Below are 20,358 nucleotides of genomic sequence, written 5' to 3'. Positions count from 1 at the left end.
TGCTGCGATGCCGTGTTTATCGAGGTGGCCGCAGGGGCCGGGTCAAGCATGGCGCACCCCACGCCATCAAAGATCGCGCTGCAGCTGCCAAGCCTGGTACTTGAGGCTCGCCACCGCGCCCGCGACGATGCCGGCGATCGCCGGCAGGCTCGCGAGGCTCAGCGTGGAGAGCGCGCTCAGGCCCTGGCCGATGGTGCAGCCCATGGCGGTGACGCCGCCGATGCCCATCAGCACGGCGCCGCCCAGGTGGTGCGCGAGGTCGCCGCTGCCGGCGAAGCCCTCCCAACGGAACTCGCGCGCCCACAGCGCCTGCGCGGCGGCCCCCACGATCACGCCGGCCACCGAGGCGATGCCCAGGGTCAGCAGCTTGTTGGCGTCGCTGTAGAACATCAGCCAGTCGAGCGCATAGGCCACGGGCGTGACGAAGCTCAGCGCCTCGGCGCGGCCGGAGTTGGTGGCGAGGAACACGTGCTCGAGCGTGAGCGGATGCTCCTCGACCACGGCCCAGTGGCCGCTGAGCCACCAGGCGGCCACCACCAGCGCGCCGATGGCGAGCCCGCCCGCGAGGCTGCGCGCATCGCGCCGGCCCCAGGCGGCCCAGGCGATCAGCGCGCCGCCCGCGACCAGCCCGATCGCGAGCCGCAGCGGCGCGGCCTGCATGCGCAGCGCGCCGGCCAGCACCTCGGGCAGCGAGGCATTGACGGCCAGCTCCAGGTGCACCGCGTCGACGGTGGCCACGCGCAGCACGGCGGTGATGCCCTTGAGCGTGGCGAAGGCCGCGACGCCCATCACCAGCAGCACGACCAGCGCCTTGAGGCTGCCGCCGCCGACGCGCACCAGCGTCTTGTTGCCGCAGCCCGAGGCCAGCACCATGCCGAAGCCGAACAGCAGGCCGCCCACCAGCGCCGAGAGCCAGAGGATGCGGTTCGATGCATAGAGCGTGCGGTCGGCATCGACCCAGCCCGCGAACACCAGCGCCGAGAAGCCGATCAGCGCGACGCCCCCGGCCGCGGCCCATTGCCGCACGCGCGTCCAGTCGCCGAGGTTGACCACGTCGCTGATCGCGCCCATGGTGCAGAAGCGCGTGGCGCGCGCGACGGCGCCGAACACGGCCGAGAGCGCGAAGGCGGCCGCGAGCGCGAACGAGGTGAGGAGGGAGACCTGTTCGACAGACATGCGGCGATTCTAGGGAGCGCGGCGCGGGGCCACGCGCCCGCCGACGGCCGTCAGGCCAGCCCCGGATTGGGCGCGACGTTCTTCAGCACCGGCGCCTCGGGCGCGCGCGCGGCCACCACCTTGCGCGACTTCAGCCAGGGCTCGATCACCTCCCACACCGGCTTGTTGCCGGCGCTGCGCGCCTCTTCGCTCACCGGCGCCCAGCCCGCCACCTTGTAGGTGCGGCCGGCCTCGATGGGCTTGCCGTCCAGGCGCATGTCCTGGATGCGCTGGCCCATCGCGGCCGTGGGATCGCAGGCGTACTGCAGGCCGCCCACGCGCACCATGTCGCCGCCCTGCTGGTAGTAGGGGTCGGGGTTGAACAGGTTGTCGCAGACGTCCTCGAGCACGGTCTTGAGCATCTCGCCGCTCATCGGCGTGACGGTGGCATACGAATAGGTGGTGGCGGTCATGTCCATCAGCCATTCGCGCGTGATGGGCTGGCCCGGCAGCAGCGAGGTGCCCCAGCGGAAACCGGGCGAGAAGGCGATCGGCGCGTCCTGCACCTCCATCAGCGCGTCGAGCAGCAGCTGGTCGCCGGTGCCGTTGAAGTTGCCGCGCCGGTACAGCGTGCCGTCGGTGTGGGCCAGGGTTTCGGACAGCTTGGCCTCGTAGGGCGCGCGGATGCGCGTGATCAGCGCGTCCATCTCGCGGTCGGCCGGGATCAGGTCGGAGAACACCGGCAGCAGGCGATAGCGGAAGTCGCTGACCTTCTTGCCCTTGACCTCGAAATCGAGCACGCCGAGGAACTTGCCGTTGGAGCCGCCGTTGACCACGATGGTCTGGCCGCCGGCGTTGCTCACCAGCGTGGGCATGGGCGTGCCGTCGTGCGTGTGGCCGCCGAGGATGGCGTCGACGCCGCGCACGCGGCTGGCCATCTTGAGGTCCACGTCCATGCCGTTGTGCGAGAGCACGACCACCACCTGCGCGCCCTTGGCACGCGCCTCGTCCACCACGCGCTGCAGGTTGTCGTCCTGGATGCCGAAGGTCCAGTCGGCCACCATGTAGCGCGGGTTGGCGATCGGCGTGTAGGGGAAGGCCTGGCCCACGATGGCGCAGGGCACGCCGTTGATCTCGCGCATGACGTAGGGCTTGAAGACCGGGTCGCCGAAGTCGGCGGTCTTGACGTTCTGCGCGACGAACTCGACGCGGCCCGCGAAGTCCTTGTCGATGATCTCCTTCACGCGCTCCATGCCGTAAGTGAACTCCCAGTGACCGGTCATCACGTCGACGCCGAGCAGCTTGCAGGCATCGACCATGTCCTGCGCCTGGGTCCACAGCGAGGTGGCAGATCCCTGCCAGGTGTCGCCGCCGTCGAGCAGCAGCGCGCCGGGCCGGCTGGCCTTGAGTTGCTTCACCAGGGTCGCGAGGTGCGCGAAGCCGCCGACCTTGCCGTAGCGCTGCGCGGCGCGATCGAAGTCGAGGTGCGTGAGCGCATGCGCCACGCGCGTGCCGGGCGCGACGCCCGCGGCCTTGAGCAACTGCTCGCCGACCAGGTGCGGCACCTTGCCGCGCATGCTGCCCAGCCCGATGTTCACGCTGGGTTCGCGGAAGTACAGCGGCTTGAGCTGCGCATGGCAGTCGGTCATGTGCAGCAGCGACACGTTGCCGAAGCGCGGCAACGCGTACATCGCATCGACGGCACCGGCCGCGCCGGCGCCGTCGTGGCGCCCCAGGCCCAGGCCGGCCACGCTGCCGGCGCCCAGCAGTTGCAGGAACTCGCGCTTGGAAAGGTTCATGGAAGCGGCGGGCCCTCTGCGTCTATCGGTTGACCGGCGACTGCGGATCGAGCAGCAGCCCCATCACGTCGCGGATCTGCGCATCGTCGAGGATGCCCGAGTGGCCGACGCGCGGCATGTTCGAGCAGGCGTTGTAGGCGCGCGCATTCCAGAGCTTGCCCCAGGTGTAGTCGACGATCGGCTTCGAGGCCGCGGCCGCCGGGTCGCTCACGCCGCGCAGCTTGCCGTACTGGTAGAGGCTGGGGCCGAGGGTGCCGAAGGAGATCTCCTCCTTCGACATCTGGTGGCAGTTGTAGCAGTTGCCGCCGTTGGCCGGGCCCTTGGCGGAGGCGGCCGCGTCGGTCCAGGTCAGGCCGCGCCCGTTCTGCGCGATCTTCTCGCCCTCGCGCCAGTCGCCGACGAACCTGCCGTCGGCGGGCCAGCGGATGGTCTTCATGTTGGCCGCCTCGATCTCCTTGGCGGTCTTCTCGTCGAGCGGCTTGCCGCTGGCGTCGGCCTCGCTGCAGGCGCGGTTGGCCGGGTCCTGCACGAGGCGGTCGACCTTGGCGATGCCCTGGTCGCGGAACGAGCTCTTCAGGGCCTCGGCCGTGTAGCGGTCGATGTCGGCCGCGCTGTCGGCGCTCGCGCAGCCGAACAGGGCCAGCGCGCAGGCGACCGCGACGGCGCCCAGGATGTGGTCGGCATTCATGTCGCGTTCCTTCAGCGCTTGATGGCCGGGGCCGTGGTCTTCACGCCCTTGCCGTTGACGCCCATGTACACGGCCAGCGCGATGGTCACGTCGCTGGCATAGCCCGGGTAGGGAAAGCGCTGCTGGCGGAAGCAGTCGTTGAGCCGCCGCTGCATGCCCCAGAGCTCGCCCGAGGACACGCGGTAGGCCGGCCAGGCACCGAAGCCGTCGCCGGCGCCGGGGCTCTTCGTGAGGTTCGGCAGGTCCTGCAGCCGGATGCGCTTGTCGTCGGCGCCATGGCAGGTGGCGCAGGCGAAGTCGTGCGGGCCGGCGCGCAGGAAGAACAGGCGCTTGCCCACCTCGTAGGCGCGGCGCTCGCTCGCATGCGACTGCGGCAGGTTCAGCGCCATGCCCTTCGACTCGGCCGAGATCCAGGCCACGAGCGCCTCGAGGTTCTTCTGCTCGCCGCTGCCGAACGGCGTCTTCGCGATCTCGGCGGCATCGAAGCCCTGCAGGGTCTGCATGCAGGTCAGCAGGCGCGACTCCATGTCCTGCACGCGGCCGGTGTCGGCGAAGTGGCGCGGCAGCTCGGCGAACGCGCCCTTGACCACGCCCGGGCCCTTGCCGAGGTCGCACTTCTCGAGCGAGGCGCCCCTGGGCCCGCGCTTCTGCTTCCAGAGGTCTTCGCCCTTGGCCTCGAACAGCTCGGCCGGGTTGCCGTCCTGCAGCAGCGCGCGGTACTCGGCGATGCCTTCGGCGGTGGTCTTCTGCGCGGCGGCGTGCAGCGACAGGCTGCCCGCCAGCAGCAGCAGGCACGGGAGTGGGATCTTGCGCATGGCGACCGCCTAGCTGACGGTGGCTTCGTCGGTGCGGGTGTCGCCGCGGTTGTCCTTCCAGGTCACCGAGATCTTGTCGCCCGCCTTCGCGCCCTTGAGCGTGAACTGCATGAACGGGTTCTTCGAGACCGCGGGGCCCCAGTCGGCCGTGAGCACGGTCTTGCCGTTGAGCGAGGCCGTGACCTCCTGGATGAACCAGGCCGGGATGGTCTTGCCGGCGGCGTCCTTGCGCTGGCCGGTTTCCATCTCGTGCGCCATCAGGATGCGAACGGTCGTCTTGTCGCCCGCGGCCTGGGCGCGGATGCGCATGGGATCTGCCATGGTGGGTCTCCTTCTCTCGTTGTTTCTTCGTGGGGGTCGGCGCGCGTCAGCCGCCGCAGCCGCCCAGCGTGACCTTGACTTCCTTCTTCGCGAACAGCGCCTTGCCGTCGTTCATGACGGCGATCGCGTACACGTCGGAGGACTGGCCCAGCTTGGCGCGCGTGGTGAAGTTCGCCTCGACGAACTCCGAGGTGTTGAAGATCGCGACCACCGCGTTCGGGTTCTTCTCGACCAGCAGCATCAGCTGCTTCACGCCGGCCAGCGAGGTCGCGACACTGAGCGGCACCACGGCGCCGTTCTCGGCGATGTCGGGGCCGGTGATCGTGACCTCCTTGCTCTCGGTGGGCGTGCCCGCGCCGATGGCCTTGAGCGCATCGGCCACGCTCTTGGCCTCGAAGGCTTCCTTGGTGTAGGCCAGCGCGCTGGCCGGCAGCCAGGCGCCGGTGGCGGCGAGGCCCGCGAGCGCGGCGGACTGCTGGAGGATCTGTCTGCGGTTCTTCATGGCGTGTCTCCTGTCGAATCGATGGTGGGCCGGGTGCGCCGTTGCGATGTCATGGCCCGGCGCTTTCGGCGAGCCAGCGCGCCACGGCCCTGGCATCGTCGTCGCCGATGGTCTGCGGCGGCATCGGGATCGCACCCCATACGCCGCTGCCGCCGCTCTTGATCTTCTCGAGCAGGTGGTCGACCTGGCCCGGGTATTTCTTCGCGATGTCGGAGAAGGCGGGGCCGACGAGCTTCTGCGTCATGCCGTGGCAGGCGACGCAGCTGTTCTTCTCGAGCACTGCCAGCGGGGCCTTCGAGGTGGGCGCGGCGGCTGCCGGCGCACCGGCCTTCGCGGCCGGCGCGGTGTCGATGCCGCGCTGCGGGCCCACCAGCCGGTTCTGCTCGGCGAGGTTGCCGTGGCTGCCGCGCGCATGCGGCGGCAGCTGCGACACGGTCTGCGTGGCCGGCACGCAGTCGCGCATGCAGGCGACCGCCGCCACGTCGGGTTTCGCCGCGCGGCCGAACTCGTTGCCGGGCCACATCGCATGTGCGGTGGTGGTGCCGTTGCGGTTCGGCATGCGCGCCTGCACCTCGCGGATGTTGCGGTCCGACAGCGTGAAGTCGTCGGGCACGATGCCGCCGAGGTTCAGCATGTAGGCGGTGACGGCGAACACGTCGTCGGGCGTCAGCGACTTGGGCTGGTTCCAGGGCATGGCGCGGTAGACGTAGTCCCAGACGGTCGAGAGGCTCGCCACCTTCATCAGCGTGGTGCGGCCCGGGAAGGCCGGGTCCTTGAGCCGCGCGACGTGGCCGGTCTTGATGTCCTCGGCCGTGGTGCCGCCGACGATGGGGCTGAACACCTGGTTCGATTCGCCGAACACGCCGTGGCACGACGCGCACTTGCCCTCCCAGATGTCCTGGCCGCGCGCGACCGAGCCCGAGCCCTTGGGCAGGCCCTTGAAGTCGGGACGCACGTCGATGTCCCAGGCCGCCACTTCCTTCGGCGTGGCGTCGCGCCCGATGCCCGGGTAGCCGGCCTTCGGTTGCGCCCAAGTCGCGATGCAGACGCCGCAGCCCGCGAGCGCCAGCAGCGCGCGCAACACGATGCGGCTAGCCGAGCTGGACATTCGCCACCTCCCCGCTCGCCTGCACCTGCCAGGACTGGATCGCGTTGTTGTGATAGATCGAGCGCGTGCCGCGCACCGCGCGCAGCTGGCGGTAGCTGGGCTGCACGTAGCCGGTGTCGTCCATCGCACGGCTCTGGATGATCGCGGGCGAACCGTCCCACGCCCAGTCGATGTTGAAGCGCGTGAGGCACTTCGAGAGCACCGGCGACTCGAGCCGCGCGCTGCGCCAGTTGCGCCCGCCGTCCACGCTGACGTCGACGCGCTTCACCTTGCCGCGCCCCGACCAGGCCAGGCCGGTGATGTTGTAGAAGCCCTTGTCCAGCAGCGTCTGCCCGCCCGAGGGCGTGGTCACCACGCTCTTGCATTCCTGCACGCTGGTGTACTGGCGATGCTGGCCGTCGGGCATCAGGTCGACGTAGTGCACCGTCTCGTCCTTGGTGCCGTACGGCATGTCGCCGAGCTCGATGCGGCGCAGGTACTTGACCCAGCTCACGCCCTGCACGCCCGGCACCACCAGGCGCAGCGGATAGCCCTGCTCGGGCCGCAGCATCTCGCCGTTCTGGCCGTAGGCCACCAGCACCTCGCCCGAGCGCACCAGGCTCATCGGGATGGTGCGCGTCATCGAGGAGCCGTCCGCGCCCTCGGCCAGCACGAAGCGCTCGCCCTTGAGGTCGGCGCCGGCCATCTCGAGCAGCGTGATCAACGGCACGCCCGTGAATTCGCTGCACGACAGCATGCCGTGCGTGTACTGCGCGGTGGGCACCGCGACATTGCCCCATTCCATGCCGGTGTTGGCGCCGCACTCGATGAAGTGGAAGCGCGACACCGAGGGCAGCCGCATCAGCTCGTCGAGCGTGAAGACCTTGGCGGCCTTCACGAGGCCGTTGATCATCAGGCGGTGCTTCGAAGGATCGATGTCCCACCAGCCCTGGTGATGGCGCTCGAAGTGCAGGCCGCTGGGCGTGACGATGCCGAACAGCGACTGCAGCGGCGCGAACGAGACCGAGGCCTGCGCGGTCGGCGTGAGGCCGGGGCTCTGGCGGCGCTGCACGTTGGCCTCGTACTTCGAGGGCTTGCCGTAGCCGTCGGTGACCACGGGCTGGCCGAGGCCGGTGCTGTGCGCTGGCAGCTGGAGGATCGCGGGATCGCCATCGGACTGCGCGAGCGCCGACGTTGCCGCGCCGCCCGCGACGGCGGCCGCGAAGGCACCGCGGATGAAATCGCGCCGGCCCTTGCGCGCTTCCGAGAACACGGTGCGCACGCCCTGCGCGTCGACGAAGTTCTCGGGCGCCTTGCGCACCTGGCCGGGCTGCTGGATGTTGCTCATCGCAGGCCTTCGCAACCGCCTACTTGGCGCCGCCCAGCACCCAGGCGGCCAGCGACTTGGCGTCGGCCTCGCTCAGCGCGGGCTGGCCCGGCATCGGCACCGGGCCCCACTTGCCGCTGCTGCCCTTCTGGATGCTCGCGGTGAGCACGGCCAGCGCATCGGACTGGCCCGCGTACTTCTTCGCGACGTCCTGGTAGGCCGGGCCCACGAGCTTCTTGTCGGTCGCGTGGCAGGCGAGGCAGGCGTTCTTCTGGGCCAGCTCCTTGCTCGCATGCGCCTGGACGCAGATCAGCAATGCGGCGGCGATCGCGAGCGACGGCAACAACTTCAATTTCGTCTCCTCGAAACTCGCATCGAAGCTGCCAGTTTCATCGTTAAATAAGTAAATCGTTATGTATTGATTTTAGGAGTCCGTGCGTCGATGGGAAGGGCTTCGCGCCTGGGGGAAACCCGCTCGGCACGCTCATGCATAACGCTAGCTCGCGATCACGCGCGCACGGCCGCGCGGGCTTGGTGCAGCCGCTGCTCGAGGTAGGCGCCGTAGAAATCCGAGGCCCCGCCCGCGAGCCGCTCGGCGACCTCGCGCGCGCCGCGGCCGAAGAACAACACCGTGGGTGCGACCGCGATGCCCCAGGCCGCGAGCATGGCCTCGTGCGTGCGCGGCGCGCCGTCGAAGTCGCGCACCATGCGGCGGTCGCGCAGGTCGATCTGCACCACGGGTAGGCCCGTCGCCAGTTCGGGCATCAGGTAGTGCTCGCGCACGATGCGGCAGAAGGGACAGCCGCGCAGGCTGGCCATCACGACCAAAGGCTGCGAACGCGCGAGTGCGGCGGCGAGCGCATCGGCCAGCGAGTCCGGCGCGGGCAGCACCGACTCGGCGGCATGCGCCAGGGGCCAGGCGCACGACAGCGCGATGCCCGCGAGGGCCAGGCGCCGCGTCGGACCACGCGCGTTCATCGCGCCTCCTGCTCCATCAGCAGGTAGGTGTTGTAGGCATTCATGCGGTTCGCGGCCTTGAACAGCGGCATGGCCTCGTAGCGCGACCAGTCGGTGGCCGCATAGGCCTCGTCGAAGGGCGTCATGTCGGTCGCGGCCTTGCGCATCGCGCCGCGCAGGAACACGAGGTAGTCGCGCGTGAGCTGCAGGTCCTGCCGCGGATCGGAGGAGGCCGGCCCGTGGCCCGGCACGATGGTGCGCGCATCGAGCGCGAGCAGCGCATCGAGCGCCGCGATCCAGTGGCGGCTGTCGGCCGTGCCCACGTAGGGAATGCGGTTGCGGAACACCACGTCGCCCGAGAACAGCACCTGCTGTTGCGGCAGGTAGATCGCGAGGTCCTCGGGCGTGTGGGCCGGGCCCGCGGGCTGGATCACGAAGCGCGTGCCGCCGATCGTCATCTCGGTGCGGCCCTCGAGCCAGACATCGGCCGGCACCAGCCGCGTGCTGTCGTCGATCCACGGCGCGAGGTCCTTGCGCGAGGCCTCGAGGCGCAGCCGCGCCGCGTCGGAGTACAGGTAGGTCTTGGCCAGCGCATGCGCGATCACCTGCGCGCCCAGCGCCTTGAACACCTGCAGGCCGTAGATGTGGTCGGCGTGGTAGTGCGTGAGGATCACGTGGCTGATCGGCTTGGGCGTGATGCGGCGGATCTCCTGCACCAGCCGCTCGGCCGCGGCCGGCGAACCGAGCGCATCGATCAGCACCACGCTGTCGCGCGTGACGACGAAGCCCGCGTTCGAGATGAAGTTCTGGTTCTCGGCCGAGCCCAGGGCCGGCACGCCCTGCACGTAGTAGACATCGGGCGCGACGGCGCGCGGCGCGATGTCGGGCGCGGCGAGCGCGCTCGCCATGAAGAGGCCGAAGGCCAGCGGCAGCAGCGCGCGAAGAAGCGCGCGAAGAAGGAGCGGGAACATCGTGGCGTCTCTCTCTTGTTTTCATCGTCGCGCGATGCATCGCCGCGCGACCCCGGACTTGCCCGGCTGTAAATATAAGTAGAAGATGATATTTTGAGGACCACAACAACGACCGAGGGTTTCCCCATGAGACAGGCATTCATCGCGTTCCTTCTCGCCATCGCGGCTTCGTTCGCCGGCGCGCAGCAGGTGGTCAAGGCGGTCTATCACGTCAACACCGGCGTCGAGACCAGCGCGGCCATCCTGGCCAACATCACGAACCACCTCAACGCCGATCCGAAGGCGAAGATCGTGGTGGTGACGCACGGCCCCGGCATCGACTTCCTGCTGAGCGACGCGAAGGACAGCAAGGGCCGCGAGTTCAGCGGCCCGGTGAGCGCGCTGGCCGCGCGCGGCGTGGTGTTCGACGTCTGCAACAACACGCTGAGCACGCGCAACATCGACGCGGGGCGGCTGCTGATGGAAGCGAAGGTGGTGCCCTCGGGCGTGGCCGAGGTGGCGCGGCTGCAGGCGCAGGAAGGCTACGTCTACCTGAAGCCCTGAGGGCGGCGGCCCGGCACGGGCCTCAGGCCTGCTCGATGGCGATCTGCACGCAGATGCTGCGGCACAGCGCCACCACGGTCTCGTTCGCGATGCTGTAGTAGATGCTCACGCCCTCGCGGCGCCGCGCGAGCACGCCCGCCTGGTAGAGGGTGTTGAGGTGCTGCGACATGTTGGGCTGCGTGGTGTCGATCTCGGCCAGCAGCTCGCTCACGTTCTTCTCGCCGTTGCACAGCAGGCTGACGATCTTCAGCCGCATGGGCGCGGCCATGGCCCGGAACAGCTCGGCAGCGATGTCGAAGACCTCGTCCTCGGTGACGGCCGCGGGCTTTTTTCGGGACTTGGTGGCCATGCTGAAAGATTCTTGAGCAGGCCGCAATGTACATCGGCCCCCGGCCCCGTGCGCAATGCACGGCCGCCGTACCGGTGAATCGCGCGTCACAAACCGGCCCCATGGCCCGTCTTCGGAACAGCGGCATTTCCCGCTCGACTTTCGGAGATTCCCTCATGCACGACCCGACCCGGATAGCCCGCCTTCATCGGGGGCATTGCTTTCCTTTATTCGACAGGCCGCCGCGAGCCCGCCAATAATCCAAGCACTTTCTTTGATTAATAACGGTAAGATCATGAACGCACGATCAAGGGCCTGGCTCGGAGCCGGCCTCGCGGCAGTGGTGGTGGGAGGGGCCGGCTACGGCCTCGTGGCGACATCGAAGGCGGCCGACGGCGGCGGCGGCGGTGGCGGCATGCCGCCGGCGCAGGTGGCGGTGGCCGCGGCGCGGCAGACCGAACTGCCGCGCTTCCTCAGCGGCATCGGCACGCTGGAGGCGAACCGGCAGGTCGAGGTGCCGGCCGAGGTGGAGGGGCGGATCGCGAAGATCCTCTTCACCGCGGGTGCCGAGGTGCGCGCGGGCCAGCTGCTGGTGCAGCTCAACGACGCGCCCGAGCAGGGCGACCTCGAACGGCTGCAGGCGCAGCGCGCCAATGCCAAGGCGCTGCTCGAGCGCACGCGCCGGCTGCTGCCGCAACAAGCCGCCACGCAGGAGCAGCTCGACCAGGCGCAGGCCGGCTACGACCAGGCCAGCGGCGAGCTGCGGCGCGTGCAGGCGCAGATCGCCCAGAAGCGCATCGTGGCGCCCTTCGACGGCCGGCTGGGCCTGCGCAAGGTCAACCTCGGGCAGTTCGTGCGCTCGGGCGATGCGCTGGTCTCGCTGACCGACGCCCGCACCTTGCTCGCGACCATCACCCTGCCCGAGGCCGCCCTGCCCGCGCTCCAGCGCAACCAGCAGGTGCTGCTGGCCGTCGACGCCTGGCCCGGCCGCGCCTTCCAGGCCCGGCTCAGCGCGATCGAGCCGCAGATCGGCAGCGACACGCGCACCGTGCGGCTGCAGGCCGCGATCGACAACGCCGACGGCGCGCTCGCGCCCGGCATGTACGTGAGCGCGCGCGTGGCGCTGCCGCCGCGCGCCGACGCCATCACCGTGCCCGAGACCGCCCTTACCTACAGCACGCACGGCGACTCGGTCTACGTGGTGCGCCCGGCCGACAAGGGCGAGGGCTTCGTGGTGCAGCAGCTGTTCGTGACGGCCGGCGACCGGCAGGACGGCCAGGTGGTGATCGAGAAGGGCCTCCAGGCCGGCGAGCGCGTCGTGACCTCGGGCCAGCTGCGCCTGTACGGCGGCGCCGCGGTGCAGCCGATGGACAAGGACACGCTGGCCGCGCAGGAGCGCAAGTCATGAGATTCACCGACCTGTTCGTGCGCCGGCCGGTGCTGGCGCTGGTGGTGAGCACGCTGATCCTGCTGCTGGGTGCGCGCGCCCTCGGCTCGCTGCCGGTGCGCCAGTATCCGCTGACCGAGAGCACCACGCTGACCATCACCACCCAGTACCCGGGCGCCTCGCCCGAACTGATGCAGGGCTTCGTCACGCAGCCGATCGCGCAGGCGGTGGCCACGATCGAGAACGTCGACTACCTGTCGTCCTCGTCCACGCTGGGCCGCAGCGTGATCACCGTGCGCATGAAGCTCAACGCCGACGCCAACCAGGCGCTCACGCAGGCGATGGCGCAGGTGAGCCAGGTCAAGTACCGGCTGCCGCAGGAGGCCTTCGACCCGGTGATCCTCAAGTCCTCGGGCGAGGCCACGGCCGTGGCCTACGTGGGCTTCTCGAGCAAGACCATGGGCGTGCCCGCGCTCACCGACTACCTCTCGCGCGTGGTGCAGCCGCAGTTCGCGTCGATCGAGGGGGTGTCGGGCGTGGAGGTCTCGGGCGGCCAGACGCTGGCGATGCGCGTGTGGCTCGACGCCAACCGCATGGCCGCGCGCGGCATCTCGGCCGGCGAGCTGGCCGACGCGCTGCGCCAGAACAACGTGCAGGCGGCGCCGGGCCAGGTCAAGGGCCTGTACGTGGTGTCGAACATCCGCGTCAACACCGACCTGGTGAACGTGGCCGAGTTCCGAGACATGGTGATCAAGCGCGACGGCGATGCGCTGGTGCGCCTGGGCGACGTGGCCACGGTCGAGCTCGGCGCGGCGAGCGCCGACGTCAGCGCGATGATGGACGGCGACAAGGCCATCTACCTCGGCCTGCAGGCCGCGCCCAACGGCAACCCGCTGGTGATCGTGAAGCGCATCCGCGACCTGCTGCCCGGCATCAAGCAGAACCTGCCCGCGGGCGTGGAGGTGCAGCTGCCGTTCGAGCTCGCGCGCTTCATCGAGGCCTCGATCGACGAGGTGCGTCACACGCTGCTCGAGGCGGTGGTGATCGTGGTGCTGGTGATCTTCCTGTGCCTGGGCTCGGTGCGCGCGGTGCTGATCCCGGTGGTGACGATTCCGCTGTCGATGCTGGGCGCCGCGGCGCTGATGCTGGTGTTCGGCTTCTCGATCAACCTGCTCACCCTGCTGGCGATGGTGCTGGCGATCGGGCTGGTGGTGGACGACGCGATCGTGGTGGTGGAGAACGTGCACCGCCACATCGAGGAAGGCAAGTCGCGCGTGCAGGCCGCGCTGATCGGCGCGCGCGAGGTGGCCGGCCCGGTGATCGCGATGACGCTCACGCTGGCCGCGGTCTACGCGCCCATCGGCCTGATGGGCGGGCTCACCGGCTCGCTGTTCAAGGAGTTCGCCTTCACGCTCGCGGGCGCGGTGGTGGTGTCGGGCGTGATCGCGCTCACGCTGTCGCCGGTGATGAGCTCCTTCCTGCTGCCGCAGGACGCCACCGGCACGCGCATGGCGCGGCTGGCCGAGGGCTTCTTCCACCGCCTGGCCACGGGCTACGGCCGCGTGCTCGATGTGTCGCTGCGCCACCGCTGGGTGACGGGCGCGCTGGCCGCGGTGGTGCTGGCGAGCCTGCCCTTCCTCTACAACGCCGCGCAGCGCGAACTCGCGCCCGGCGAGGACCAGGCCATGGTGCTGACCGCGATCAAGTCGCCGCAGCACGCCAACATCGACTACGTCGAGAAGTTCGGCAAGAAGTGGGATGACGTGTTCGCCGCGCTGCCCGAGAACACCGGCCGCTGGCTGATCAACGGCTCCGACGGCGTGTCGAACTCGATCGGCGGCGTGCAGCTGTCGGACTGGAAGGACCGCCAGCGCAACGCCGACCAGATCCAGCACGAGGTGCAAGGGAGCATGGGCGCGGTGGAAGGCAGCAACATCTTCGCCTTCCAGCTGCCCTCGCTGCCGGGCTCCACCGGCGGGTTGCCGGTGCAGATGGTGATCCGCAGCCCGGGCGACCACCGCAGCGTGTTCGAGGCCATGGAGGCGCTCAAAAAGGCGGCGCGCGAGAGCGGCAAGTTCGCCGTGGTCGACAGCGACCTCGAGTTCAACAACCCGGTGGTCGAGGTGCGCGTGGACCGCGCCAAGGCCAACAGCCTGGGCGTGACCATGAAGTCCATCGGCGACACGCTGGCCGTGCTGGTGGGCGAGAACTACGTCAACCGCTTCGGCATGGACGGCCGCTCCTACGACGTGATCCCGCAGACGCCGCGCGAGCAGCGGCTGACGGCCGAGGCGCTGTCGCGCTACTTCGTGAAGAGCGCGAGCGGCCAGCCGGTGCCGCTGGCCAACCTGGTGCAGCTGTCGACCAGCGTGGGCCCGAACAAGCTCACGCAGTTCAACCAGCTCAATGCCGCCACCTTCCAGGCCATTCCGATGCCCGGCGTGACCATGGGCGACGCGGTGGCCTTCCTGAGCGCCGAGGCGAAGAAGCTGCCGGCCGGCTTCAGCTACGACTGGCAGTCCGACGCGCGCCAGTTCACGCAGGAGGGCTCGGCGCTGGTGCTGGCCTTCGTGTTCGCGATCGTCGTGATCTACCTGGTGCTGGCCGCGCAGTACGAGAGCCTGCGCGACCCGCTGATCATCCTGGTCAGCGTGCCGATGTCGATCTGCGGCGCGCTGGTGCCGCTGGCGCTGGGCTTCGCGACCATCAACATCTACACCCAGATCGGGCTGGTGACGCTGATCGGGCTGATCAGCAAGCACGGCATCCTGATGGTGGAGTTCGCCAACGAGATCCAGATGCGCAAGGGCTTCGACCGCCGCGCCTCGATCGAGGAGGCCGCGCGCATCCGCCTGCGGCCGATCCTGATGACCACGGCCGCGATGGTGGTGGGCCTGGTGCCGCTGCTGTTCGCGAGCGGCGCGGGCGCCAACAGCCGCTTCAGCATCGGGCTGGTGATCGTGGTCGGCATGCTGGTGGGCACGCTGTTCACGCTGTTCGTGCTGCCCACGATGTACACGCTGCTGGCGCGCGACCACCGCGCCGCGGGCCAGTCGAAGCGCGCGGCCGAGCTCAAGGCGCTGGAGGACGGCCCCGCCGCGCCGGCCACGGCGGGCGGCCACGCATGACGCACCGGAGAACGACCATGAAGGCCTTGACCCTTTCCCTGTCGACACTGGCCACGGCACTGCTGCTGGCCGGCTGCGCGGTCGGCCCGCGCTACGCGGCGCCCGAGACCTCGCCGGTGACGATCGCCGCGCCCGAACGCCACCTGTTCGCGCCCGACGCGGTGCAGCGCGACTGGTGGCGCCAGCTCGAGGATGCGCAGCTCGACGCGCTGATCGAGCGCGCGCTGGCCGCCAACCACGACATCCGCATCGCGCAGGCGCGGCTGCTCGAAGCCCGCGCCGTGCAGGACGAGGCCGAGCTCGACCGCTGGCCCACCGTGACGATGGGTGCGAGCAAGACCCGCAGCATCGCGCAGGGCAACGGCGTGCCGGCCGAGGCGCGCACGCTGGCCGAGAGCAGCCGCCTGGGCTTCGACGCCGGCTGGGAGATCGACCTGTTCGGCCGCCTGCGCCGGCTCGACGAAGCAGCCAGCGCGCGCGCCGAGGCCCAGGCCGCCGACCTCGAGCAGGCGCGCATCGTGGTGGTGGCCGAGCTCGCGCGCAACTACTACGAGATGCGCGGCGCCGAGCAGCGGCTCGCGGTGACGCAACGCACACTGCAGAGCCTGCGCGACAGCCTGCGCGTGACCGAGGCCCAGGTCGGCATCGGCCGCGGCCTCGCGGGCGACCTCGCGAGCGCACGCGCCAACCTCGCGAGCACCGAGGCCCAGCTGCCGCTGTTCGAGACCGCGCGCCGCCAGGCCGCGCACCGCGTGGCGGTGCTGGCGGCGCTGCAGCCGGCCGAGCTCGAACCGATGCTCGCGCCACGGCCGCTGCAGCTGCTCGCCAAGCGGCTGCCGGTGGGCGACCTCGGCGACCTGCTGCGCCGCCGGCCCGACGTGCTGCGCGCCGAGCGCGGCCTGGCCGCGAGCACGGCCGACGTGGGCGCGGCCACGGCCGCGCTGTACCCGCGGCTCGACATCGGCGGCTTCCTCGGCTTCATCGCGCTGCGCGGCTCGGACCTGGGCAGCGGGTCGAGCCGCGCCTTCAGCCTCACGCCGGGCCTGAGCTGGCCCGCGCTGCGGCTGGGCTCGGTGCGCGCGCAACTGCGGGGCGCGCAGGCCCGCGCACAGGGCGAACGCGCGGCCTACGAGCAGACCGTGCTGCGCGCCATCGAGGACGTGGAGAACGCCCTCACCGGCTACGGCCAGAACCAGCAGCGGCTGCAAAGCCTGGTGCTGGCCTCGGAACAGAGCGCGCGCGCGGCCGAGCTGGCCGAGGTGCGCTACCGCGAAGGCGCCGCGCCCTATCTGTCGGTGCTCGATGCGCAGCGCACGCTGCTGCGCGCGCAGGATGCGGTGGCCGAGGCCGAGACCGCTTCGTACACCAGCCTGGTCGCGCTCTACAAGGCCGTGGGCGGCGGATGGCAGGCACCCGATGCCTCGACCGCGGGCCGCGACGAGGGCGCGGCCAAGGGGCTTTCGGGCGTTTCTGCGAAGGACGCCCCAAGCACCTGACAATGCAAGGGTTGCCGCCTTTACGTTCCGCTCCCCACGAAGACCGCGCCATGTCCGCCAACGACACCGCCGACGCCAAGCCCGCCTGGACCCCGCACCAGCCGGCCGACCGCATCCTCTCGACGCTCAAGACCCGCGGCGCGCTCGGCATTCCCGACATCGCCAAGGTGCTGCAGGTCACGGTGGAGGCGGTGCGCCAGCAGATGGCCAAGCTGCAGGCCGAGGGCCTGGTCGACGCGGAGAGCCGCAGCGCCGGGCGCGGCCGGCCGACGCAGATCTGGCGGCTCACGGCCTCGGGCCACGCGCGCTTTCCCGACACGCATGCCGAGATGACGGTGCAGATGATCAGCGCCGTGATCCAGGTGTTCGGCGAGAAGGGCATGGACCAGCTGATCGGCGCGCGCGAGGAGACCATGCGCAGCAACTACCGCGAAGCGCTGCGCGGCGCGCGCGGCATCGGCGCGCGACTCGAGCGGCTGGCCGAGGTACGCAGCCGCGAGGGCTACATGGCCGAGTACCGCGCCGACGACGAGGGCGAAGGCTTCCTCTTCATCGAGAACCATTGCCCGATCTGCACCGCGGCGCGCGCCTGCACGGGCTTCTGCCGCAGCGAACTGCAACTCTTCGACGAAGTGCTCGGGCCCGACGTGGCCGTGAGCCGCGTCGAGCACGTGCTCGCGGGCGCGCGGCGCTGCGCGTACCGCGTCGTTCCCAAGGCCGGCGACAAGGCCATCGACAAGCCAAGCGACAAGACCCGCATCAAGCCAAGCAAGGGCGCCGACTGAGCGCCCGCCCCGCCTCTTTTTTTCTTTTTATCAACCAGAAGGACCCCACGATGGAACACACCCTGCCTCCCCTGCCCTACGCCCTCGACGCACTGGCACCCGAGTACTCGAAGGAGACCCTCGAGTACCACTACGGCAAGCACCACAACGCCTATGTGGTGAACCTCAACAACCTGCAGAAGGGCACCGAGTTCGAATCGCTCACGCTCGAGGAGATCGTCAAGAAGTCCAGCGGCGGCATCTACAACAACTCGGCCCAGATCTGGAACCACACCTTCTTCTGGAACTGCATGAAGCCGCAAGGCGGCGGCGCTCCGAGCGGCGCGCTGGCCAAGGCCATCGACGCCAAGTGGGGCAGCTTCGATGCCTTCAAGGAAGCCTTCGTGAAGTCGGCCGTGGGCAACTTCGGCTCGGGCTGGACCTGGCTGGTGAAGAAGCCCGACGGCAGCGTGGACATCGTGAACACCGGCGCCGCCGGCACGCCGCTGACGACCGCCGACACGGCGCTCTTGACGGTCGACGTCTGGGAACACGCCTACTACATCGACTACCGCAACCTGCGTCCCAAGTTCGTCGAGACCTTCCTGGCCAAGCTGGTCAACTGGGACTTCGCCGAAAAGAACTTCGGCTGATCGACCCCGGGGTCGATCGGGTTCGGGGCGTGCCCGCGGGGCGCCCCGAACCCCTGCTTCAGCGCCGCGAAGCCACGCTGCGCGCCAGCAGGCAAAGGATCTCGTACATCAGCGTGGCGCCCAACAGCGCGGTGCTGCCCGAGGGGTCGTAGGGCGGCGACACCTCGACCACGTCCCCGCCCACGAAGTCCAGCCCGTCGAGGCCGCGCAGCAGGCCCAGCGTCTCGCGCGTGGTCATGCCGCCGATCTCGGGCGTGCCGGTGCCCGGCGCGAACACCGGGTCCAGGCCATCGACATCGAGCGACAGGTAAGTGGGCCCATCGCCGACGATGCGCCGCGCTTCCTGCACGATCGCCTCAACGCCCCTGGCCTCGAACTCCTCGATGAAGACCACGCGCATGCCGCTGTCGAGCGAATAGCGCCAGCCCTGGTCGGAGTTCTGCGCGCCGCGGATGCCGATCTGGATGGTGCGCTTCGGGTCGAGCAGCCCGGCCTCGACCGCGCGGCGGAATGGCGAGCCATGGCTGAACTTGGAACCGAGGAAGTCGTCCCAAGTGTCGGTGTGCGCATCGATGTGCACCATGCCGAGCGGCCGGCGCGGCTTCATCGCCTGGAACACCGGGAAGGTGATCGAGTGGTCGCCGCCCGCGGCCAGCACCGTCTTGCCGGCCGCGAACAGGGGCTCGAAGAAGCGGCGGATGTCCTCGTGCGAGCGCTCGAGGTGGAACACGTCGGTAAACGGCACGTCGCCCACGTCGGCCACGCGGCAGGCCTCGAAGGGGTTGAAGCCGGTGACGTGGTGGATGGCGCGCGTCATCGACGACATGTTGCGAATCTCGCGCGGGCCGTAGCGCGCGCCGGGACGCGCCGTCACGCCGCCGTCGAAGGGCACGCCGGCCAGGGCGATGTCGAAGTCCTCGAGGCGCTGCGCGAAGGGCACGCGCATGAAGGTCGGGATGCCGCTGTAGCGCGGCAGCGTCTGCATGGCGGTGTCTGTGTGCATGGCAGGCAGGGGGTTCAGAACGTGGCCGGGGTGTTGGTCCACAGCACCCGGGTCTGGGTCTTGCCGGGGTTGCGGTAGCTGTGCGGCACGTCGCTGGAGAAATAGAAGGAGTCGCCGGCCGACAGCCGGTAGACCTCGTCGCCCAGGCGCAGCTCGAACTCGCCCTCGATCACGTAGCCCATTTCCTCGCCGACGTGCGCGATCTGCTCCAGGCTCTCGGCCTTGGGCTCGAGCACGTGGATGTCGGCCTGCAGCAGCTGGCCGCGGATCGGCACGATCACGCGCTCGAGCTTCACGCCGCGCTTCTTGCCGCGCAGGCCGGTGAACTCGATCACGGGGCGTTCGGAGGCGCGCGTCACCGGCGACATGGGCGGCGCGAACGAGGCCGTGAGCTCGGCGACGTTGGTGTCGAGCGCACGCGCGAGGCGGTGCAGGTTGGCCAGCGAGGGCATGACCTGGCCGCGCTCCACGCGCGACAGCAGGCTTTCGGAACAGCCGGCGGCATCGGCGAGCGCCTTCAGCGTGAGACTTCGCACCATGCGCGCATGCTTGAGCCGCGGGCCCAGCGCCGACAGCGCGAGGTCCGGGTCTGCGTCCACCGGTGCCGGCGAGGCGGCGACGGCGGCAGCGGGAATGGCGGTGGTCTTCTTGGCAGTGCGCATGGCGTCGAGTCGTCAGTGGGCCGGCGGCGCGCCGGGAAGCTCAGGCATCCGCCAGCACGGTGAAGTGCACTTCGACCGGGCGGTTGTCGTTGATGGGAACGATGTCCTGCGGGCAGGCCGACATGACGACCACGCAGTCCATCTCGGCGCGCAGATCCACATGGTCGCCGGCCTTGGAGACGGGCGGCAGCCAGTCTACGCCGCCGCCCGGACCCACCGGGATGTTCATCCACAGGTTGAGCGGCTGCGGCACCTCGCGCGCGCGCAGGCCGATGGCCTTGAGCGCCATGCGCATGTTGTCGGCGCAGTTGTCGTGGTACTCGGTCACGCCGAGGTTCTGGTAGCGGTAGGCGTCGCAGGCGGCCATGAGCGTGTCGTGCACGCCGGGCGAGGTGTCGGCCACGAGCGTCATGATGGGACGGCGGCGGTTGGTGGCGAGCGGATCGCCGGCCCTGGGCATGATGCGGTCGATGACGGCGCGCGCATGCTCCATCGACATGAACTCGCTGAGGTCGTCGGCCTTGAAGGCCCAGAAGTCGCACACCTGGCTGCCGTGCGTGTTGATGACGCGGATCACCTGGCCCTTGGCGAGCCGCACGGCGCGGCCGTTGCGCGCGGGCACTTCGTAGCGCTTGCCGAGTTCGGGCGTGCCGTCGGCCGACACGGGCTCGCGCAGCGTGCGGTTGGCGCCGACGGGTTCGCCGTTGTCGGCCACGTGGGCGTGCGCGTGGGTGTCCGTGTGGAAAGAGGAAGTGGCTTGGTCGTCCATGGT

At 70.0% G+C, this 20,358-nt stretch carries 21 protein-coding genes; 6 read left to right on the top strand and 15 right to left on the bottom strand.

Annotation, left to right across the window (positions count from 1 at the left end; all coding sequences use genetic code 11):
- Positions 1-66: 66 nt before the first annotated feature.
- The 11 genes from AC07PU_RS15845 to AC07PU_RS15795 all read right to left on the bottom strand — a co-directional run bounded on the left by AC07PU_RS15845 (position 67) and on the right by AC07PU_RS15795 (position 9,559).
- Positions 67-1,176 carry a YeeE/YedE family protein gene (locus AC07PU_RS15845; protein WP_495318687.1) on the bottom strand — a complete coding sequence of 370 codons (1,110 nt, stop codon included), beginning with the start codon at positions 1,174-1,176 and terminating at the stop codon, positions 67-69.
- 50 nt (positions 1,177-1,226) lie between these two features.
- The gene (gene soxB, locus AC07PU_RS15840; protein ID WP_495318685.1) at positions 1,227-2,954 is read right to left on the bottom strand and encodes a thiosulfohydrolase SoxB; all 1,728 of its coding nucleotides are present in this window, start codon (positions 2,952-2,954) and stop codon (positions 1,227-1,229) included.
- Between the two features lie 22 nt (positions 2,955-2,976).
- Positions 2,977-3,642, bottom strand: coding sequence for a sulfur oxidation c-type cytochrome SoxX (gene soxX, locus AC07PU_RS15835; protein WP_495318683.1), 666 nt, complete (start codon positions 3,640-3,642; stop codon positions 2,977-2,979).
- Between the two features lie 11 nt (positions 3,643-3,653).
- Positions 3,654-4,457: a sulfur oxidation c-type cytochrome SoxA gene (gene soxA, locus AC07PU_RS15830; RefSeq protein ID WP_209540534.1), complete on the bottom strand. Its 804-nt coding sequence runs from the start codon at positions 4,455-4,457 to the stop codon at positions 3,654-3,656.
- A 9-nt stretch (positions 4,458-4,466) separates the two neighbouring features.
- Positions 4,467-4,778, bottom strand: coding sequence for a thiosulfate oxidation carrier complex protein SoxZ (gene soxZ / locus AC07PU_RS15825; RefSeq protein ID WP_172705585.1), 312 nt, complete (start codon positions 4,776-4,778; stop codon positions 4,467-4,469).
- A 46-nt stretch (positions 4,779-4,824) separates the two neighbouring features.
- Entirely contained in the window at positions 4,825-5,280 is a 456-nt protein-coding gene (soxY, locus tag AC07PU_RS15820) for a thiosulfate oxidation carrier protein SoxY (protein WP_093355161.1), read from the bottom strand.
- 49 nt (positions 5,281-5,329) lie between these two features.
- A complete protein-coding gene (locus tag AC07PU_RS15815; RefSeq protein ID WP_495318680.1) occupies positions 5,330-6,388 on the bottom strand; it encodes a c-type cytochrome in 1,059 nt (352 codons plus the stop codon).
- A complete protein-coding gene (gene soxC, locus AC07PU_RS15810; RefSeq protein WP_495318678.1) occupies positions 6,372-7,715 on the bottom strand; it encodes a sulfite dehydrogenase in 1,344 nt (447 codons plus the stop codon). Before soxC ends, AC07PU_RS15815 begins: the two co-directional genes overlap by 17 nt.
- Before the next feature lie 19 nt (positions 7,716-7,734).
- Positions 7,735-8,046 carry a c-type cytochrome gene (locus tag AC07PU_RS15805; protein ID WP_495318676.1) on the bottom strand — a complete coding sequence of 104 codons (312 nt, stop codon included), beginning with the start codon at positions 8,044-8,046 and terminating at the stop codon, positions 7,735-7,737.
- A 155-nt stretch (positions 8,047-8,201) separates the two neighbouring features.
- Positions 8,202-8,672: a thioredoxin domain-containing protein gene (locus tag AC07PU_RS15800; RefSeq protein WP_495318675.1), complete on the bottom strand. Its 471-nt coding sequence runs from the start codon at positions 8,670-8,672 to the stop codon at positions 8,202-8,204.
- A complete protein-coding gene (locus AC07PU_RS15795; protein ID WP_495318926.1) occupies positions 8,669-9,559 on the bottom strand; it encodes an MBL fold metallo-hydrolase in 891 nt (296 codons plus the stop codon). The genes AC07PU_RS15800 and AC07PU_RS15795 overlap by 4 nt, the downstream gene beginning before the upstream one ends.
- A gap of 189 nt (positions 9,560-9,748) precedes the next feature.
- Between AC07PU_RS15795 and AC07PU_RS15790 the strand changes: the two genes are divergently transcribed.
- Positions 9,749-10,165 carry a DsrE family protein gene (locus tag AC07PU_RS15790; RefSeq protein WP_057593584.1) on the top strand — a complete coding sequence of 139 codons (417 nt, stop codon included), beginning with the start codon at positions 9,749-9,751 and terminating at the stop codon, positions 10,163-10,165.
- A gap of 22 nt (positions 10,166-10,187) precedes the next feature.
- On the opposite strand, the gene AC07PU_RS15785 is transcribed toward AC07PU_RS15790, so the two are convergent.
- Positions 10,188-10,514 (bottom strand): ArsR/SmtB family transcription factor, encoded by a 327-nt coding sequence (locus AC07PU_RS15785; protein WP_093355146.1) that lies wholly within the window; start codon positions 10,512-10,514, stop codon positions 10,188-10,190.
- Positions 10,515-10,788: 274 nt separating this feature from the next.
- Between AC07PU_RS15785 and AC07PU_RS15780 the strand changes: the two genes are divergently transcribed.
- Genes AC07PU_RS15780 through AC07PU_RS15760 form a run of 5 tightly spaced genes read left to right on the top strand, consistent with a single transcriptional unit; the run spans position 10,789 to position 17,921 of the window.
- Positions 10,789-11,901, top strand: a complete 1,113-nt coding sequence (locus tag AC07PU_RS15780; protein WP_495318672.1) for an efflux RND transporter periplasmic adaptor subunit — start codon at positions 10,789-10,791, stop codon at positions 11,899-11,901.
- Positions 11,898-15,008: a MexW/MexI family multidrug efflux RND transporter permease subunit gene (locus AC07PU_RS15775; RefSeq protein ID WP_495318670.1), complete on the top strand. Its 3,111-nt coding sequence runs from the start codon at positions 11,898-11,900 to the stop codon at positions 15,006-15,008. Before AC07PU_RS15780 ends, AC07PU_RS15775 begins: the two co-directional genes overlap by 4 nt.
- A complete protein-coding gene (locus AC07PU_RS15770; RefSeq protein WP_495318669.1) occupies positions 15,005-16,504 on the top strand; it encodes an efflux transporter outer membrane subunit in 1,500 nt (499 codons plus the stop codon). Before AC07PU_RS15775 ends, AC07PU_RS15770 begins: the two co-directional genes overlap by 4 nt.
- Positions 16,505-16,554: 50 nt before the next feature.
- Positions 16,555-17,289: a helix-turn-helix transcriptional regulator gene (locus AC07PU_RS15765; RefSeq protein ID WP_495318667.1), complete on the top strand. Its 735-nt coding sequence runs from the start codon at positions 16,555-16,557 to the stop codon at positions 17,287-17,289.
- Positions 17,290-17,339: 50 nt separating this feature from the next.
- Complete coding sequence (locus AC07PU_RS15760; protein WP_296799746.1) at positions 17,340-17,921, top strand: superoxide dismutase; 582 nt, start codon at positions 17,340-17,342, stop codon at positions 17,919-17,921.
- A gap of 58 nt (positions 17,922-17,979) precedes the next feature.
- Here AC07PU_RS15760 and speB read toward each other — a convergent pair whose 3' ends face one another.
- Genes speB through AC07PU_RS15745 form a run of 3 tightly spaced genes read right to left on the bottom strand, consistent with a single transcriptional unit; the run spans position 17,980 to position 20,355 of the window.
- Positions 17,980-18,924 carry an agmatinase gene (gene speB / locus AC07PU_RS15755; protein WP_495318665.1) on the bottom strand — a complete coding sequence of 315 codons (945 nt, stop codon included), beginning with the start codon at positions 18,922-18,924 and terminating at the stop codon, positions 17,980-17,982.
- A 14-nt stretch (positions 18,925-18,938) separates the two neighbouring features.
- Entirely contained in the window at positions 18,939-19,586 is a 648-nt protein-coding gene (locus AC07PU_RS15750; protein ID WP_495318662.1) for a cupin domain-containing protein, read from the bottom strand.
- Between the two features lie 40 nt (positions 19,587-19,626).
- Positions 19,627-20,355, bottom strand: a complete 729-nt coding sequence (locus AC07PU_RS15745) for a DUF1989 domain-containing protein (protein WP_296735522.1) — start codon at positions 20,353-20,355, stop codon at positions 19,627-19,629.
- Positions 20,356-20,358 lie beyond the last annotated feature (3 nt).

This window comes from Variovorax sp. GW821-FHT10D07, assembly GCF_059415325.1.
The sequence above is the reverse complement of the archived record's forward strand: the minus strand, read 5'-3'. Positions and strand labels throughout refer to the sequence as shown.

Excerpts from the sequence above, each read along its gene's own strand:
- AC07PU_RS15845 (WP_495318687.1), bottom strand. The coding sequence starts at position 1,176 with ATGTCTGTCGAACAGGTCTCCCTCCTCACCTCGTTCGCGCTCGCGGCC.
- AC07PU_RS15790 (WP_057593584.1), top strand. The coding sequence starts at position 9,749 with ATGAGACAGGCATTCATCGCGTTCCTTCTCGCCATCGCGGCTTCGTTC.
- AC07PU_RS15745 (WP_296735522.1), bottom strand. The coding sequence starts at position 20,355 with ATGGACGACCAAGCCACTTCCTCTTTCCACACGGACACCCACGCGCAC.
- AC07PU_RS15800 (WP_495318675.1), bottom strand. The coding sequence starts at position 8,672 with ATGAACGCGCGTGGTCCGACGCGGCGCCTGGCCCTCGCGGGCATCGCG.
- AC07PU_RS15815 (WP_495318680.1), bottom strand. The coding sequence starts at position 6,388 with ATGTCCAGCTCGGCTAGCCGCATCGTGTTGCGCGCGCTGCTGGCGCTC.
- AC07PU_RS15780 (WP_495318672.1), top strand. The coding sequence starts at position 10,789 with ATGAACGCACGATCAAGGGCCTGGCTCGGAGCCGGCCTCGCGGCAGTG.
- AC07PU_RS15760 (WP_296799746.1), top strand. The coding sequence starts at position 17,340 with ATGGAACACACCCTGCCTCCCCTGCCCTACGCCCTCGACGCACTGGCA.
- AC07PU_RS15750 (WP_495318662.1), bottom strand. The coding sequence starts at position 19,586 with ATGCGCACTGCCAAGAAGACCACCGCCATTCCCGCTGCCGCCGTCGCC.
- soxY (WP_093355161.1), bottom strand. The coding sequence starts at position 5,280 with ATGAAGAACCGCAGACAGATCCTCCAGCAGTCCGCCGCGCTCGCGGGC.
- soxA (WP_209540534.1), bottom strand. The coding sequence starts at position 4,457 with ATGCGCAAGATCCCACTCCCGTGCCTGCTGCTGCTGGCGGGCAGCCTG.
- AC07PU_RS15785 (WP_093355146.1), bottom strand. The coding sequence starts at position 10,514 with ATGGCCACCAAGTCCCGAAAAAAGCCCGCGGCCGTCACCGAGGACGAG.
- AC07PU_RS15765 (WP_495318667.1), top strand. The coding sequence starts at position 16,555 with ATGTCCGCCAACGACACCGCCGACGCCAAGCCCGCCTGGACCCCGCAC.
- speB (WP_495318665.1), bottom strand. The coding sequence starts at position 18,924 with ATGCACACAGACACCGCCATGCAGACGCTGCCGCGCTACAGCGGCATC.
- soxX (WP_495318683.1), bottom strand. The coding sequence starts at position 3,642 with ATGAATGCCGACCACATCCTGGGCGCCGTCGCGGTCGCCTGCGCGCTG.
- soxZ (WP_172705585.1), bottom strand. The coding sequence starts at position 4,778 with ATGGCAGATCCCATGCGCATCCGCGCCCAGGCCGCGGGCGACAAGACG.
- soxC (WP_495318678.1), bottom strand. The coding sequence starts at position 7,715 with ATGAGCAACATCCAGCAGCCCGGCCAGGTGCGCAAGGCGCCCGAGAAC.
- AC07PU_RS15775 (WP_495318670.1), top strand. The coding sequence starts at position 11,898 with ATGAGATTCACCGACCTGTTCGTGCGCCGGCCGGTGCTGGCGCTGGTG.
- AC07PU_RS15795 (WP_495318926.1), bottom strand. The coding sequence starts at position 9,559 with ATGGCGAGCGCGCTCGCCGCGCCCGACATCGCGCCGCGCGCCGTCGCG.
- soxB (WP_495318685.1), bottom strand. The coding sequence starts at position 2,954 with ATGAACCTTTCCAAGCGCGAGTTCCTGCAACTGCTGGGCGCCGGCAGC.
- AC07PU_RS15770 (WP_495318669.1), top strand. The coding sequence starts at position 15,005 with ATGACGCACCGGAGAACGACCATGAAGGCCTTGACCCTTTCCCTGTCG.